We start from the raw sequence: 16,011 nt of genomic DNA on the forward strand, positions 1-16,011 counted from the left end.
AACAGTAATTATAATACGAAGGCCTCCGATTTATCGGAGGCCTTTTTTTTTCTGAAAGTAAATAGCAAATCATATAATCCACCATGGTTAAAAGAATTTTTTCTACGTGCTCTTAGGCAACAACCGTTGGTTCCTGATGGATTAAATCAGTTTTGTTTCCGACCTCTAAGGGATCAATAAAAGCTCGATTTCAGGATGTTATTCTAAGTACAGGTTCTTTGAAGGGTGAATGGGTTGAAAGAACATGATACACAGCTAACAGTATTTTGTGCGCGACGGCCATTAAAGCCCGTTTCTTACCCCGCCTGACAGACAGCGCGTAATATTTATTTCGGAGCCATCCCTTTTTCATTTTTACAGCAGACCATGCTGCCTCAACGAGCGCTGTTTTGAGCGATCTGTTACCCTGCGTGACCCGGCTGCTCATCTTCTTGCCTGCGCTTTCATTATTACCAGGGCATACACCAGCCCATGAGGCTAAGTGATTAGCAGTAGGAAAAACGCTCATATCGAAACCAATCTCTGCTACAATACCTTTAACTGTTTCGTGACTGATACCCGGAATGGTTTCCAACAATTCCACCTCGGTGGTATGATGGCTGAGGTATTCGTTCAGCCTGCGATCTATGCGATCAATCTGTTGTTGGATATTTTCCAGTGCCAGTCTGCTGGTCTGTAGCATAAAGCGATGGTGCTCTGTTATTCTGCCGTTTAAGGCACAGATAAGTTGAGGTATCTTCTTCCGTAAACTTCCTTTTGCAAGTGATGATAGCGAAACAGCATCTGTCTGCCCATCAATCAGTGCACAGATAACCGCCCAGCCGGTCTTTCCGAAAACATCACTAACTACGTTTCCCAGTTTAAGATTGGCATCTTCCAACACCTTCTGCAAACGGTTTCGCTCGGCCACCCGTTGACTGATCAGTTTCTTCTTATATCGATAAAGTTCACGCATTTCCCTGATCTGCTGCGGCGGAATGAAACTTCCTTTCAACAAACCGCTCATTAACAATTTGCCGATCCATGCGCTGTCCTTGCAATCGGTTTTGTGACCCGGAACATATTTGATATGGCGGGCATTAACCAGCATGATCTCAAAATCTTCTTCCAGAATATTAAACACAGGCTTCCAGTAAACACCGGTGCTTTCCATCGCAATATGACCCACCTTAAGCATTAACAACCAGTCTTTAAGGTCGATAAGGTCTTCCGTGAATGTACCGAATGTGCGCGTTTCATCCGAAGATTTATTAACTTTAACTGTTACTACGACGCTTTCCTTGTGCACATCTATTCCTGCGCAACGATCAAATAATAAAGGGAATTCTACCTGGGTTGACATGTTAATTGAAGTTTGGTACCTACAATTTAACACTTTCATGCCCGTTGGTGAATTCCCCTTTCATGAATGTTTTGTTACCTCTTTTCAATAGAAGGTGCTTTTAAAATCAACTTGCAGAACCCTTCATGATAAACCCGATCGTAGTGGAAAACCCGCAGCGTGCGAGGGCAATAGGGGTGGCAGGCGAGGATTTGCAACGAAGAGCGGGAACAAACATTAATAGCAGCACTACAATTGCTTTCCTTAATATTCTCAAATAAACTTAATCACTCCTTCAATACAAAACATCGTTTATCTATCTGTCCAAAAAAATCTTAAAATAAACATTTGTAAAATTATCTGATCAAAAAAACAAATACGACAAATATTCCTTATATTTGGTAAAAATGTCGTATATGGCTGTTTTGCATCAAAAAGAATATCGCACCATTAATCTGGTTGGTTTACTGGGCGGCGTGGATCTGATTACCGAAAAAATCGGGTCAGCTTTTGACCTTATTACGCTCAGTAATAAAGGGATTAAAAAAGCATCGTTAGATGCCTTGGCAGGGCACATGGGTGTTACCAAGAAAAACTTTGCCGAAGATATTCTGAACCTTTCTGTAAAAACACTCGAACGCAAAAAGAGTGATGACCTGCTCGACAGGCAAACCTCTTCGCACGTGATAGAAGTAGCCAAGGTGGTTGAGCATGCTTTTGATGTTTTTGAAAGCGAAGAAAAAGTGCAAAAATGGTTGAGCACCCCTAACCGTGCACTTAACCAAATGAAACCCCTCGATTTATTTTATATGCCTACCGGCCTCGGCATGGTTGATAATGTTTTAGGCCGCATAGAAGAAGGCGTTTACTCCTGATGCTGGTTTACCGTATTGTAAAAACTAAAAAGCGTACAACCGATCTGTCTGGCATGGGCGCTTTTAAAGAAGGTGGCCGGTGGAATAATCCCGGTACTTATATGCTATACGCTGCCGAAAACAGTTCGCTGGCGTACCTCGAAAGCCTGGTACATTTCGAGCCCGAAAACGCACCACCTAACCTGTACATTATTACTATTGATATTAAGGCTGATGATAGCCTGATTTATACACTTCCGCCCAACGCCTACCCGCAAAACTGGCAGCAGATTGGCAACCTTTCTAACAAAAATTTAGGTGATAAATTAATGGATGAACAGGAGTTTATTGCTATCAAAATAAAATCGGCTGTTAATACTTTAGAATATAATTATCTGCTGAACCCGCTATTTCCCCGTTTTCATGATCTGGTGAAGATTATAGCTGTTGAAGAGTTGCCTGTAGATGCGAGGTTGGTGAGGTGATGGAAATATTTAATTAAGCTCGTCATTGCGAGGAACGAAGCAATCGCGAACTTTACAGAGCCGCTCTGTAGGTCGGGGATTGCTTCGTTCCTCGCAATGACGTGTTTATCGGAACGATTCTTGGTTCTTGACTCTCGTTTCCTGATTCTATTTTAAACCTGAAAGCCCCTTAGCTTTCACTAAAGGGCTTTCTATAAGGCTGGCGTATTAAGCTCTTAATTACCATCTTCTGTAACCGCGGTGGTACCTGGCATACACTACACGGCGTGGTCCATAATAACGGTGTACATAATATGGCCTGTGGTAGTAACGGTATCGCGGTCCATAATAAACTGCCGGGGCAGATTCATATACTACTGGTGCAGGTTGATAAACAGGTGGAGCTGGTTCATAATATACAGGTGCGCCAACATTTAAACCTACGTGTACGCGAACTTGTGCTTTTGCTGCGTTGATAGTAAACAAGGCAACTATTACTGCTAAAAAGGTTATACGTTTCATATCAGATGTTATTACTCAATAATTGATGCTTTTCAGCATCGTTGTTATAGTAATATGACAAGTATCGTGCCGAAGGGTTTAAGTGTTTAACTATTGGATAATGGGAGAGAGGGGTAAGTTGTTGTTTTTGAGGAGGAAAAAGTGCGACTTTTAATCGTAGAACGTCATTGCGAGGAACGAAGCAATCCCCGATCTACAGAGCGGCTCTGTATAGTTCGCGATTGCTTCGTTCCTCGCAATGACGTACGGGGTGGACACAAAAAAAGCCCATCTCCAAAGGAGATGAGCTTTTTTATACTTAATCGACAAATCAACAAATTGCCGAATTAGCAAATTGTCTACAGATTCTTCGCCAGCTTCAATAATATCTCTTGCGGCACCTTTTGCAGGTCGAGTACCAGGAAACCATCCAGGCAATCCGCAAACTTAGGGTCGATGTTGAAGCAGATAATTTTGGCATTTAATGAGATGTACTGACGGAGCAGTACAGGCACTTTCATGTTTCGTACTTCCAATTCAGAGATCAGGTTGTCAAGGTTCTTGAGGCTGTCTTCACCGGTTAAAAGCAAGTCTGCATCGATGCTTGAGAAATCAACCTTAAACTGTTTACGCGGCTTTACATACTCGGCCATTTCATGGTCGAAATGGTTGCGGGTGATGTAATCAACAATAAGTGATTTAGAGAATTTCGAAAAACTGTTACTGATACTTACCGGTCCAATCAGGTAACGGTAACGCGGGTTATCGATCAAAAATTTCAGGATCCCTTTCCATAATAAAAACAGGGGTAATGGTTTTTGCTGGTATTCCTTACGGATCCATGAGCGGCCCAGTTCGAGGCTGCGTTTGAGCACCGGGGTAAACTGGGTTTTTATTTTAAACAGGGTAGCGGTATAGAAGCCTTTTTTACCCATGCTGTAAAAAATCTCATCGCCCAAACCAATGCGGTATGCACCCACCACCATTTTAGCTTCGGTGTCCCAAATAAACAGGTGATTGTAGTAAATATCGTACTCATCCAGGTCGATACTCTTGTTGCTGCCTTCGCCAACTTCCCGGAAGGTGATCTCACGCAGGCGGCCAATTTCGCGGATGATATTAGGGATAACCGAGGTAGGGACTACAAATACTTCGTAGGCCTTTTCTTTGGTTACAAGATAATCCTCTCGTAACTGATCAACTTCCTTGCTTAATATATCGGCGCTAATTGCCGTTTCTATTTCCTCTGGCCTTTTTTTGATTTTAAACAGGTTACGCGGGTTGAAAAGTTTTTTCTCTTCTTCCAGGCCGGTACCCAAAGCATAGGTTTTGGCGCGCAAAAAATTAAGCAGTTTAACAGGGTCTTTATTATCGGGTACTTCCTGTACGTTAATTGGCTTGCCAATACGCAGCTTAATGGTTTGGCCTTGTTTATTAAACAGTTCTGATGGCAGCTTGGCGGTACGCAGCGCCGGGTGGATCATGCTTAGCAGGTTAAACAATAAACCATTATTGCCATGGAAATAAATAGGAACAACCGGCACTTTCGATTTCTGGATGATTTTACCCACAACCGGGTGCCAGAGACGATCTGTAACCTGCTGCTGTTCTATCTTAAATGTTGATACCTCTCCGGCCGGGAAAATACCGATAGGTGTACCGTTATTAAGCAACTCCAGTGTTGATTTTATACCACTGATGCTCGATGAGTGCTCTATATTTTCGAAAGGATTTACAGCAACAAAATAATCGCTCAGGTTGGGGATTTTTTTTAATAAAAAGTTGGCCATTACTTTGGCATCCGGCCTGGCCATGCATAATATTTTAAGCAAAACCATGCCTTCTATACCACCATAAGGGTGGTTGGCTATAGCTATAAACCCACCATCCGCGGGTATATTTTTTAGTTCTCTTTCGTCAAACTCTATTTTAACGCCGCATCCTTCCAGAATGGCGTCAACAAAATCGGGGCCTACTTTGGGTTGTGCCTGGGCAAACAAATCGTTCACCTGGTTTATTTTCATAATTTCCATCAGCAGGGCCGCCAGTCCGGGCATTTTCAGCTTATCTAACTTAGTGGCTTTTGCAAATTCCTCTGTGGTAATTACCTTCATATATTGTTTATACAGATATTGATGTTTGTAACTTCAAATTTATTTAATTTAACGGCTAATAAAGCCATCACATGAAATCTTCTCTCAAAAATTACCTCTCCATCACAAAAAAAGAGTGGAATGGCCTGGTTGTATTGGTTACGTTGGTTGTATTGGTTTTGCTAACGCCGTATGCATACCGGCTATTTCACAAAGATAAGATAATAAATTTTAACAACTTTAATGCAGATGCAACACAATTGCCTGCCGAAGATAGCAGTAATGCCGCAAATACGAAGGTTTTGCATCCCACACTATTTGCTTTTAACCCCAACCACCTGCCTGCCGAACAATGGCTTAAACTTGGCTTGAGCCAGAAACAGATTGATGTATTGAAACATTATGAAGATAAAGGCGGCCGTTTCTACAAAAAGAGCGATGTACAAAAGATCTACTCCATCACTCTGGATGATTATAAACGCCTCGAACCTTATATTCAACTACCTGCTGATGGCCCGGCAAGCATCATTGATATTAACCATGCTGATTCTGCCTCGTTGGTAACCCTTAAAGGTATTGGCCCCGCTTATGCGATGCGGATAATCCGCTACCGCGATAAACTGGGTGGCTTCTATAGTAAAGAGCAATTGAAAGAAGTGTTCGGTATAGATGAAGAACATTACCTGCTGATTAAAGACGCTATTAAATTGAATCCATCTGCCATTCATAAAGTCAATATCAACAAAGCCACATTTGATGATCTGCGCCGCTATCCATATCTCAGTTACAAACAAGCTAATGCTATTATTCAATACCGAAGTGAGCATGGTGATTATGATAATTTAGATGATATGAAGGATATAGCTATTTTGGATGAGGCTACGTTGAATAAGGTGAAGCCTTATTGGTTATTTAAATAGTCAATTGTTTAACCGTTATTGCGAGGTACGAAGCAATCTCGGACCGATTAGCACTTCCTTAGTTAGCGCAGAATCCGTTTTTCATTAGGAAGGGCAAGGTAATTTATTAATCGTCAGTGGATGTCACTTTTTTTTTCTCTCAAAAGAAAAGTAACCAAAAGAAAAGTCGCAGCCGGGCCCTGTTGCTACTGAGTGTAGTGGTTAGGCAAGGACAGTGGTTGCCGCAACATTGCCAATGCTGCATGAGAAGAGATTATGTTAAGGTAGTGGTGGGTTCGCGCGGGGTGGAGGATTATTCTCCTTGTGAGCGGTGGCCTGAAAGAAAAGCGGGCCATGCGTAGGCCTTGAGCGGGGAAGCTTTTTTCTTTCTTGATTTTTGGTTACTTTTTATCAAGAAAAAGTAACAGCCCAACCCGCGGCGATTGAGCGGGACTGACTTTAATAGTAGCACCAATCTTTAATCCGGTTACTGACATGACAAAGCATTACCTTCTGTGAGCAAGAGGTTGTCTTCGTACCTCACGATGACGCCAGAATTTACCTAAATGATTAAACTGCCTCACTACTAATCTCAAATCTCTCATCTCAAATCTCATCTCAAAATATTATCTTTGCCCATGCAAGAAAAAATCCTCATTCTTGACTTTGGTTCGCAGTTTACACAACTCATCGCGCGCCGGGTTAGGGAGCTCAATATCTATTGCGAGATCCATCCATTCAATAATTTTCCGGAAGTAGACAGTTCAGTAAAAGGTATTATCCTTTCGGGTAGCCCGTATTCTGTACGCCAGGAAGATGCACCGCATTTCGAATTTGCCAAACACCACACCAAACTGCCTATCCTGGGCGTTTGTTATGGCGCACAATACGTTGCCCATTTTAATGGCGGCGAAGTAATGGCTTCAAACACACGCGAATACGGCCGTGCTAATTTGCACTACATTAATCAGCAAAACCCACTGTTTAAAGATATACCGGGCAATTCACAGGTTTGGATGTCACACGCGGATACCATTAAACGTATTGCCGATAACTTCGAGATCATTGCCAGTACAGATAATGTAGAGGTTGCTGCTTACCAGATTAAAGGTACGCAGACTTACGGTATCCAATTTCACCCAGAGGTAACCCATAGTATTGACGGCAAGCAATTGCTGCAAAACTTTTTGGTTGATATTTGCGGTTGCGCACAAGACTGGACCCCGGATTCATTCGTTGAAACTACCATCGCTGCCCTGAAAGAAAAACTGGGTGATGATAAAGTAGTATTAGGATTATCAGGCGGGGTGGATTCATCGGTTGCTGCGGTATTGCTGCACCACGCTATCGGTAAAAACCTGCATTGTATTTTTGTTGATAATGGCCTGTTGCGTAAAGACGAATTTGAGTCGGTACTCGAATCGTACAAACACATGGGCTTAAATATAAAAGGTGTTGATGCCAAACAACGTTTCTATGATGCGTTGAGCGGCTTATCAGACCCTGAGAAAAAACGTAAAGCCATTGGCCGCGTATTTATCGAAGTGTTTGATGATGAAGCACACCAGGTACAGGATGTAAAATGGTTAGGCCAGGGTACAATTTATCCTGATGTGATCGAATCTGTATCGGTTAAAGGCCCATCTGCCACTATTAAATCTCACCATAACGTGGGCGGTTTGCCCGACTTTATGAAGCTTAAAGTGGTTGAGCCATTAAACACTTTGTTTAAAGACGAAGTACGTAAAGTGGGTAAAGCGTTAGGTATTGATGATAATATTTTAGGCCGCCACCCTTTCCCGGGTCCGGGTCTGGCTATCAGGATCTTGGGTGAAATTACACCGGAGAAGGTTGACATACTGCAACAAGCCGATGCAATTTACATCAACAATTTACGCTCGGCCGGTGTTTATGATAAAGTTTGGCAGGCAGGCGCAATTTATTTGCCTGTACAGTCGGTAGGGGTAATGGGCGATGAGCGTACTTACGAAAATGTAGTATGTTTACGTGCCGTTGAATCATTAGACGGTATGACAGCCGACTGGTGCCATTTGCCATACGACCTGCTGGCTAAAATTTCAAATGAAATCATTAACAACGTAAAAGGTATCAACCGGGTAGTATATGACATTAGTTCGAAACCACCGGCTACCATTGAGTGGGAATAAATATAAGCTGCTGATACTATCGGTTGTGTTTTTGGCGGCAGCGTGTTCGCCTAAAACACATCCGGTAGCCACCAGCCCGAAACCCCAGCCGGTAGTTCCGCCTGCAAAGGCTATTGAAAAGCCGGTTAATAAACCGACAGCAAAACTACCGCCGCCGGTACTGCAATCGCAAAAAGTTTCGAGTATTAGTATGCTGCTGCCTTTAAACCTGGATAATTTAAATCCCGGTGGTAAGTACAGCAAAGCCGATATGCAAAAGGCTAATATGGGAGTTGAGTATTACCAGGGCTTTAAACTGGCACTCGATTCATTAACGGCTAATGGCTATAACTACCGTTTGCAATTATTCGATTCGAAAGACATCCCTGCCGAGGCGCATAACCTGTCGCTTAACCCTAAAATTCGCAATAGCGATTTAATAGTTGGGCCGATATTTCCAGACGGGATCAAAGCTTTTGGTGTGGGAGGGAAGCCTTTATTATCGCCGCTGTCACCGTCATCGCCCGCGGGCTTTCATAACCCCGACTTAATTACTGTTATTCCGCCGCTGGCTTACCATGCCCGTAGGAGTGCGCAGTATGTTTTTGAAAGATTGAAGGCTAAAAAGGTATTTATCCTGAAATCGGGCTTTTCTGAAGAGAATAAATACATTACGCCATTTAAGCAACAAATGGATAGTTTAAGCAAGCTGAAAACCAAGGTTGTGCCTTTTGTGGTGGTGCGGGGTAGCTTAACAGCTTTGTTGCCGCAACTTTCTAAAACAGAACCTAACGTGTTTGTGATGCCATCTACTAACCAGGCATTTTTGCAGGTAACACTTCGTTCGCTTGATACTTTGGCGAAGAATTATCCGATAGTTTTGATAGGTCATCCGAGCTGGGAAAAGCTTTCTTTTCTGAAAGAAGACCTGTTGCAACGGTTGAAAACAGTGATTACTTCAAGTGATCATGTTAATTACAAATCAGGCAGCATGGTTGCCTTTATTAAGGCCTATCGCAAAGCCTATCACCTGGAGCCAAGCGAATTTGCGATTAAAGGTTTTGATGAAGGCTTATATTTCGGCCGTGTATTGGCTGAAGACGAAACCGGTGCGATAAAACCAGAGCAGCACGATTTTGAAGGTTTGCATAACGATTTCCATTTCGTAAAAAAACCTGGAACAGGTTGGGTAAACACCCATGTTTATATTTTGAAATACGTTAACTTTGAGTTAAAAGCGATAGAATGAAGGCTCTGAACCAGCTTAAAACCTTTCAACGAATTTTGGCTGAATACCCGGCTGACGTGCCTCTCGGCAAGTTTCTACCCGGTTTTTTCAGGCAAAACAAGCAAATGGGTTCTACCGACCGTAAGGTAGCCAGCAGGCTCATCTATAACTATTTTCGTTTAGGCAGGGCTTTGGCCAATCACCCTGATGAAGACCGTTTAATGGTTGCCGAGTTTTTATGCAATAACCAGCTTAACTCCTTTATTCAGCATTTTAAACCCGATTGGGCTGCTTGTATTGGCTTTACTTTGGATGAAAAGCTTGCCATTGTTAAAGCTACTTATCCTGATTTTAAACTAACCGATGTTTACCCCTGGAGCGATAAGCTTTCGGCAGGGATAGATCGCGAAGCATTCCTCAAATCATTCTTTATCCAGCCCGATTTATTTATCCGGGTACGTAAAGGCTTTGAGCATCAGGTTAAAAGCGAACTCACCAAAGCCGAGGTTACTTTTAAGGATGAAGGCAATAACTGCCTCTCTTTACCTAACGGAACCCGCCTCGAAAACATATTCCAGAAACAACATTTGTTCGAGGTGCAAGACCGTTCATCGCAGCAAACAGCCCAATTCTTTCAACCGCAGAAATGGGAGCACTGGTGGGATGCCTGCGCAGCATCGGGCGGTAAATCGCTTTTATTGTACGAACAGGAGCCTACAGTTAAACTGGTGGTATCAGACATTCGTGAAAGTATTTTGGCTAACCTCGACGAGCGTTTCGAACAGGCCGGTATCCGCAAATATCAAAAGAAACTGGTTGACCTAACCGGCAATGTTGACCCCGAACTGGCCAACTATGAATTCGATGGTATTATCCTTGATGCCCCTTGTAGTGGTTCGGGCACCTGGGGCCGAACGCCGGAGATGATCAGTCACTTTGAAGATCATCGGATGGAGTTTTTCCAGCGTTTACAGAAAACTATTACGCCAAACGTTACCAAATACCTTAAAGAAGGTAAACCCTTAATCTACATCACCTGCTCAGCCTTTAAAGCAGAGAACGAAGAGGTGGTTGATTACCTCGTTAAAAATCTCAACCTAAGACTCGAAGACCAGCAAGTATTGCAAGGCTATACGCACAAAGCAGACACCATGTTCGCTGCCCGCTTAATCCAGAACCCGCGCCCGGTTCCTGAGCCCGAAGTTATCCCGTTTGATATGAATATGACATTACAATAAGAAGATGCTGTCGCAAGTTTAGCGCAGCGTAACTTGTGACCCGTACTATAGTAAGCTTTCAGCTTACTTATATTATTTCTGTTTAAAAAGTAGTACTTAATGATACCCCATAAGTACGCGGGTTAGCCAAATGTGATGCTCCAAAATCGTAAGCATAATCAATTACTTTTTTGTTGGCTATGTTACGCTCCCATAAAAACAGGCCAAACCTTTTAGTTTCCAAACCTAAACGCGCGTTAAATTTGCTGTAAGCTTTTTGCTCAATCTGGTTAGCGAGATCAAAGTATTGATCGCCAAGGTAACGCCATTCTCCGCGAGCAGTAAGCCGTGCCGATTGCGTACCTTCCAGTTCATAATTATATTGAACGGCCAGCATAGAGGTAACATCAGGTGTAAAGATCTGGTGATTACCTTTTAAATCAACAGCCACACCATTATTGCCAACTACCAAATCAGTATAACGGGCATGGGTATAGCCAAAGCTATAATCAACGCTAAGCCATTTTATGGGCAGGGCATTAAGCTGTAGTTCTGCGCCCTTGCTGTTCATCCTGCCTGCGCTTTTAGTAACGGTTATGGCATCAGGCAAAATAAGCGTGGGCACCTGTGCATTATTTACGTGGATATAAAACACATCGGCATTTAAGCGCAGTTTGTTATTGAAGAAATTATTTTTCGAACCAATTTCAAAGTTATTGCTATACTCCGGGTTAAATGTATAAAGCGGTGGCTGTGATGGATCTGACGATAACTCTGTTATGCCACCAGCCCTGAAACCACGGCTGTAACCCCCATATAAATTATTATTGGCCGAAAGGTGATAATCGATATTAAGCTTTGGTGAGAAAGCCTTAAAATTAGCCTTGGCCGATGTATCTGCCTGGGTTACGATGGCGGGTTGCCCATCGGGCTGGTATTCTCCAATTACGTTTTCTTTCTTATGTTCGTAATCATACCTTAAACCTGCTGTAATATCCAGATGATGAGTGATGGTATAAGTAGCCTGTCCGTAAGCTGCCAGGCCAAGGTCACGGTCGGTATTGGTGTTGATGCTGGTAAAATCTGACACCGGCGAACCCAAGGCTGCGGCATCCGCACCGTAATGTGTGCCTTGTTTATTTGGTGCATAATGGTAAAAGCCATACAAGCCGCCAGTCCATTTTAATTTAGAGGCTGAGGCCGGGGAGGTGAAACGAAATTCCTGGATGCCGGTTTTTACCTTATTCCAGCCGTCGCCATAATTATTTACGATAGACACGGCATCAAGCGGCGAAAAATCGCCGTCGATTGGTGTGGTATAATAGCGGTTGTTTACCTGGTACGACGATAGGGATGTGAAATTGAAACTTCGGCCCGTATAGTTAACAGCTAAAGATGAATAGAAGGTATTATCAATCATTTTGGTTGTCGCATCTTGATCCACATGGTATGGCTTACTCAACGCATCTGCTGATGAGCCCGCCAGCGGGAAAGCGCCATTGTTGCGGTTGTTATAATTCTTAACGTTCAGGTTAAAATTAAGCTTTGAATTAGCCAGAAACTTAAGCGAGTAATTACCGAGAAAGAAATGCTGCTTATCGAAATGGCTATTATTATAAGTATTGGTGTAAAAACCGTTGAAGCCCGAATAAACTCCGGCAATGCCGAGGTATAGTTTATCTTTTATTAAAGGCGCTTTAATGCCAAGTGTATAACGCTGCTGGCCGTAGTTGCCAAAATCAATCCCCGCAAAGCCGCTTAATGTATTAGAGGGTTGTTTGGTAATGATGTTAATTACACCGCCCGTTGCATTGCGGCCATAAAGTGTAGATTGCGGCCCGCTTAGAATTTCAATTCGTTCCACATCCAATAATTGCGGGATGTAAGTATCCAGGTTGTATTGATTTACGCCATCAACATAAGTAGCAACCGCCGGATCGTAAGAGGTGGTTACAATGCCTCTAATTCCGGTAACTGTACGGTTATCGCCCGGCCCGGCCGAGTATAGGTTAGGTGCAATGGCAGTTAGATCCTTTAAATCCCATAACCTGTAATTGGCAATTTGTCTGGCGTTGAGTGTAGTAATGGCGGTCGGTACAGTTTGCTGATCTTGTTCAGTTTTTTGTGCTGTTACTGTTACTTCATCCAATTGCTTGTTGGATGGATTAAGTTGGATATTGATTTGCTGATTTTGCCCGGTAATATTGATCTGCTGATTTTTATCGGCATAACCGATAGCGCTGATATTGAGTGTATACTTACCGGCAGTAATTTGTTTAAAATTGAATTGACCGTTTTTATCTGTGGCAGTATTGTAGTTGGTATTTAAGATTCGGACAGTGGCTCCGGTTATTGGATGATGTTGCGTATTGTAAACCGACCCCGATAGATTAACCGGTGTTTGGCTTTTAACAGAAAAAGATATGAAAAGGAACAGTAGAAAGGTAGAAATAATTTTCATGCTGCAATTATACAACAATACTATGTTGCGCAAAATGCAGGATTGGGTTTATCACGCTGTCGCAAGTTTAGCGTAGCGTAACTTGTGACTTATACTATTGTAAGCTTCCAGCTTACGCAAGGTGAAACCTTGCCATAGTTTGACCATTCCGATGATAATCGGGACGGTAGCTAAGGTTACTCCCCCCTTTAGGGGGCTGGGGCTACAAATGCGTATTGCTCCTAAACAACTTAATAGCAATAGCCAATAAAATTACCCCGAATGCTTTACGCAAAATATTTACCCCGGTTGGGCCGAGCAGTTTCTCCAGCCATTGCACGTTTTTTAGCACCAGGTAAACCACAATGGTGTTTACTACAATACCCACAACAATATTCTGGGTTTGGTATTGCGATTTAAGGGATAGCAGGGTTGTCATGGTGCCGGCACCTGCAATAAGCGGGAAGGCGATGGGTACGATAGAAACAGTGGTAGGCATTTCCTCTTTAAACAGGTTAATACCCATAATCATTTCCATGGCAATGATGAAGATCACCAACGAACCTGCAATGGCGAATGATGCAATATCGAGGCCAATTACCTTTAAGATAGCTTCGCCTGCGAACAGAAAACCAACCATTAATACCAATGCTGCAATACTTGCCCTTTCTGACTGGATATGCCCAACGCGGCTTCGCAGTTCGATGATAACGGGTATGGTCCCCAGCACATCAATGATGGCAAAAAGGATCATGGTTACAGATAGTATTTGGTTAAAGTCGAAATAGGTCACTCGATGCAGTTTTGTTGTTCTTTAGATTTCAACCTGAAAGTAAGCAAAAACCCGATTAAAATATAAAATGAAGCCAGAAAAAATACCGAATGTATAGAGATAGCACTGATCAGCCCTGCGCCAACAGGCCCAAGCGTTTGGCCAATAGAGGCGTACGATTGGTTAACGCCGAGTATTTCGCCCTGCTTACGCGGATCGTTATGGTCGGCAATAATGGCGTTGAGCATAGGGTTACGTAAACCATTAAACAAGCCATAAACAAACAGGCATACCGCAAAAAAGAAAAAAGTTTTGGTAAAGCCCGCCGCAAACATAGCCGCCATACACAACATGGTAGAGAGTAACAAGATCACCGATTTAGACGGGAATATTTTAGTAAATAGCGATACACACATCTGCATAATAATACCCGTTACCGCAAAGCCTGCATAAAATAAGCCGATGTTAGTAGGGCTTATCTTCAGCACATCAACACTAAAGGTTTGGAAACCGATGATCATGGTAAACTGCGCCATCGTTAAAAAGAAACCGGTTAATACCGCAGTGCCGATAACAGGCTTTTTCATGACGGTGGCTAAAGAGGCAAATGTAAATTTGCTTTTTGCACCCTTTACACGCTTATCTTTAGTATAGGTCTCCTTTAACAGAAATACGGTTGCCAATGTACCCAGCAAAGCAATCCCCGCGGCAAAATAAAACGGAAACTGCATGCCAAACCTGCTGAGCAAACCACCAAGCGCAGGCCCGCATATAAAGCCAAAACCAAATGCCGAGCTAAGGTAGCCGAACTTCTTCGCCCTGTCTTTAGGCGTAGCCGTATCAGATATCATGGCTTGAGCTACCGAGATATTGCCGCCTGTAATACCATCCAGTATGCGCGCGGCAAAAAGCATCACTATGCTATGAGCTGTGGCAAATAGGAGGAAGGAGAGGCAAGTGCCGGCCAGACTGATAGCCAATACCGGCTTTCGTCCCCATTTATCTGAGATTGCACCTAAAAGCGGCGTAGCAAAAAACTGTGCAATAGAAAAAGATGCCGTGAGGTAACCCACCGTTTGCTGATTAATGCCAAAGGTTTTACCATACGAATAAATTAACGGAACAATGATGCCGAAGCCCAGCGAGTTAATTACGCAAACACAGATCAGTACCCACAGATTTTTATCGGCCTTCATTTAAAATTATTGGGATTATTGTTGATAAAGCTCTGGTTTTAATCTGTTGGCTAAGTAGCCGGTTGCAAGGTCGGGGTTTATTTCGGCTACCAGTACACCCGCTTCGCCGTAAGGTTGGTGGGCTATGTATTTACCATCAGGCGCAATTAATGAGGTAGCCGATTCCGGGAACTCTGTCGCGTTGTTTACGCTGGCAAAATAAATAGTGTTCTCTATCGAACGCATCATCATGGCTTTTTCATAGTAAGGGTTATCAGGATGTCCCCATACAACGGGTTTAGTGCCCTGCTTATTGCTGCCTGCAAAATGCGGGTGGAAAACTATTTTGGCACCACGCCTTGCCAGTTGCCTCACAGATTCGGGGTAACGAAAACCTTCGTGGCAAATTACAATGCCAAATTTTACGCCTTGTACCTCAAATATATGTCGTTCCGTACCCGGTGTCCAATGATTATCTTCTGATGGATCAAGCTGATTTTTGGTTTGATAACCCATTACTGAGCCCTTATCAGAAATTACGAAAGCAACATTGAGGAAGCCCATATCGTACCAATCCATCGGTAGTATAAGCGTTATACGATGCTGCTTTGCAATTTTACAAGCCTGCTTCAGAGCCATTGTAAGTTCTTCTTGAGAAGGCTGCTCTACCTCAAATTCAGCGAGAGGGTAACCTGGGATGTACGATTCCGGGAAGCAGATAATGGCTGCTCCTTTTTCGGCTGCTTCTTTGGCCAGTTTATCTACCCAGAATAAACCATCGTTAATTGATTTTGGAAATGGGGGCGAGGTTAAAGCTATTTTCATTTGGAATGATAACAGGTGATAATTCTTAGGCAATATCAACAAAAAAAGGTTCTGCTTGCACAGAACCTTCTTCAA

At 43.0% G+C, this 16,011-nt stretch carries 13 protein-coding genes; 6 read left to right on the forward strand and 7 right to left on the reverse strand.

Translation table 11 applies throughout. The annotated features are described in order from the left end of the window. Positions 1-190: 190 nt before the first annotated feature. Positions 191-1,342 (reverse strand): IS110 family RNA-guided transposase, encoded by a 1,152-nt coding sequence (locus tag PQO05_RS06595; RefSeq protein ID WP_273629810.1) that lies wholly within the window; start codon positions 1,340-1,342, stop codon positions 191-193. 395 nt (positions 1,343-1,737) lie between these two features. Between PQO05_RS06595 and parS the strand changes: the two genes are divergently transcribed. Then, entirely contained in the window at positions 1,738-2,196 is a 459-nt protein-coding gene (parS, locus tag PQO05_RS06600) for a type II RES/Xre toxin-antitoxin system antitoxin (RefSeq protein ID WP_273631910.1), read from the forward strand. Further along, positions 2,196-2,660: an RES family NAD+ phosphorylase gene (locus PQO05_RS06605; protein ID WP_273631911.1), complete on the forward strand. Its 465-nt coding sequence runs from the start codon at positions 2,196-2,198 to the stop codon at positions 2,658-2,660. Before parS ends, PQO05_RS06605 begins: the two co-directional genes overlap by 1 nt. A 219-nt stretch (positions 2,661-2,879) precedes the next feature. Here PQO05_RS06605 and PQO05_RS06610 read toward each other — a convergent pair whose 3' ends face one another. Further along, positions 2,880-3,161 (reverse strand): hypothetical protein, encoded by a 282-nt coding sequence (locus tag PQO05_RS06610; protein ID WP_273631912.1) that lies wholly within the window; start codon positions 3,159-3,161, stop codon positions 2,880-2,882. Between the two features lie 338 nt (positions 3,162-3,499). Next, entirely contained in the window at positions 3,500-5,254 is a 1,755-nt protein-coding gene (locus PQO05_RS06615; protein ID WP_273631913.1) for a lysophospholipid acyltransferase family protein, read from the reverse strand. A 71-nt stretch (positions 5,255-5,325) separates the two neighbouring features. Between PQO05_RS06615 and PQO05_RS06620 the strand changes: the two genes are divergently transcribed. The 4 genes from PQO05_RS06620 to PQO05_RS06635 all read left to right on the forward strand — a co-directional run bounded on the left by PQO05_RS06620 (position 5,326) and on the right by PQO05_RS06635 (position 10,745). Next, on the forward strand, positions 5,326-6,153 hold the full coding sequence (locus tag PQO05_RS06620; protein ID WP_273631914.1) for a ComEA family DNA-binding protein: 828 nt from the start codon (positions 5,326-5,328) through the stop codon (positions 6,151-6,153). 617 nt (positions 6,154-6,770) lie between these two features. Then, positions 6,771-8,300: a glutamine-hydrolyzing GMP synthase gene (gene guaA, locus PQO05_RS06625; RefSeq protein WP_273631915.1), complete on the forward strand. Its 1,530-nt coding sequence runs from the start codon at positions 6,771-6,773 to the stop codon at positions 8,298-8,300. Next, complete coding sequence (locus PQO05_RS06630; protein WP_273631916.1) at positions 8,257-9,528, forward strand: type 1 periplasmic-binding domain-containing protein; 1,272 nt, start codon at positions 8,257-8,259, stop codon at positions 9,526-9,528. The genes guaA and PQO05_RS06630 overlap by 44 nt, the downstream gene beginning before the upstream one ends. Beyond that, positions 9,525-10,745, forward strand: a complete 1,221-nt coding sequence (locus tag PQO05_RS06635) for an RsmB/NOP family class I SAM-dependent RNA methyltransferase (RefSeq protein ID WP_273631917.1) — start codon at positions 9,525-9,527, stop codon at positions 10,743-10,745. The genes PQO05_RS06630 and PQO05_RS06635 overlap by 4 nt, the downstream gene beginning before the upstream one ends. 82 nt (positions 10,746-10,827) lie before the next feature. On the opposite strand, the gene PQO05_RS06640 is transcribed toward PQO05_RS06635, so the two are convergent. The 4 genes from PQO05_RS06640 to PQO05_RS06655 form a co-directional block, all read right to left on the reverse strand. Continuing rightward, the gene (locus PQO05_RS06640; protein WP_273631918.1) at positions 10,828-13,185 is read right to left on the reverse strand and encodes a TonB-dependent receptor; all 2,358 of its coding nucleotides are present in this window, start codon (positions 13,183-13,185) and stop codon (positions 10,828-10,830) included. Positions 13,186-13,387: 202 nt separating this feature from the next. Next, positions 13,388-13,918 (reverse strand): MarC family protein, encoded by a 531-nt coding sequence (locus PQO05_RS06645; protein WP_273633575.1) that lies wholly within the window; start codon positions 13,916-13,918, stop codon positions 13,388-13,390. A 35-nt stretch (positions 13,919-13,953) separates the two neighbouring features. Continuing rightward, positions 13,954-15,132, reverse strand: a complete 1,179-nt coding sequence (locus PQO05_RS06650; RefSeq protein WP_273631919.1) for an MFS transporter — start codon at positions 15,130-15,132, stop codon at positions 13,954-13,956. Between the two features lie 15 nt (positions 15,133-15,147). Next, positions 15,148-15,936 (reverse strand): carbon-nitrogen hydrolase family protein, encoded by a 789-nt coding sequence (locus PQO05_RS06655; protein ID WP_273631920.1) that lies wholly within the window; start codon positions 15,934-15,936, stop codon positions 15,148-15,150. Positions 15,937-16,011: the final 75 nt, after the last annotated feature.

This window comes from Mucilaginibacter jinjuensis (assembly GCF_028596025.1).
GTDB classification, from domain to species: Bacteria; Bacteroidota; Bacteroidia; order Sphingobacteriales; family Sphingobacteriaceae; genus Mucilaginibacter; species Mucilaginibacter jinjuensis.

Coding starts and splice junctions, on each gene's coding strand:
- PQO05_RS06610 (WP_273631912.1), bottom strand. CDS start 3,161: ATGAAACGTATAACCTTTTTAGCAGTAATAGTTGCCTTGTTTACTATC.
- PQO05_RS06605 (WP_273631911.1), top strand. CDS start 2,196: ATGCTGGTTTACCGTATTGTAAAAACTAAAAAGCGTACAACCGATCTG.
- PQO05_RS06645 (WP_273633575.1), bottom strand. CDS start 13,918: ATGATCCTTTTTGCCATCATTGATGTGCTGGGGACCATACCCGTTATC.
- PQO05_RS06655 (WP_273631920.1), bottom strand. CDS start 15,936: ATGAAAATAGCTTTAACCTCGCCCCCATTTCCAAAATCAATTAACGAT.
- PQO05_RS06635 (WP_273631917.1), top strand. CDS start 9,525: ATGAAGGCTCTGAACCAGCTTAAAACCTTTCAACGAATTTTGGCTGAA.
- PQO05_RS06615 (WP_273631913.1), bottom strand. CDS start 5,254: ATGAAGGTAATTACCACAGAGGAATTTGCAAAAGCCACTAAGTTAGAT.
- parS (WP_273631910.1), top strand. CDS start 1,738: ATGGCTGTTTTGCATCAAAAAGAATATCGCACCATTAATCTGGTTGGT.
- PQO05_RS06620 (WP_273631914.1), top strand. CDS start 5,326: ATGAAATCTTCTCTCAAAAATTACCTCTCCATCACAAAAAAAGAGTGG.
- PQO05_RS06630 (WP_273631916.1), top strand. CDS start 8,257: ATGACATTAGTTCGAAACCACCGGCTACCATTGAGTGGGAATAAATAT.
- PQO05_RS06595 (WP_273629810.1), bottom strand. CDS start 1,342: ATGTCAACCCAGGTAGAATTCCCTTTATTATTTGATCGTTGCGCAGGA.
- PQO05_RS06640 (WP_273631918.1), bottom strand. CDS start 13,185: ATGAAAATTATTTCTACCTTTCTACTGTTCCTTTTCATATCTTTTTCT.
- guaA (WP_273631915.1), top strand. CDS start 6,771: ATGCAAGAAAAAATCCTCATTCTTGACTTTGGTTCGCAGTTTACACAA.
- PQO05_RS06650 (WP_273631919.1), bottom strand. CDS start 15,132: ATGAAGGCCGATAAAAATCTGTGGGTACTGATCTGTGTTTGCGTAATT.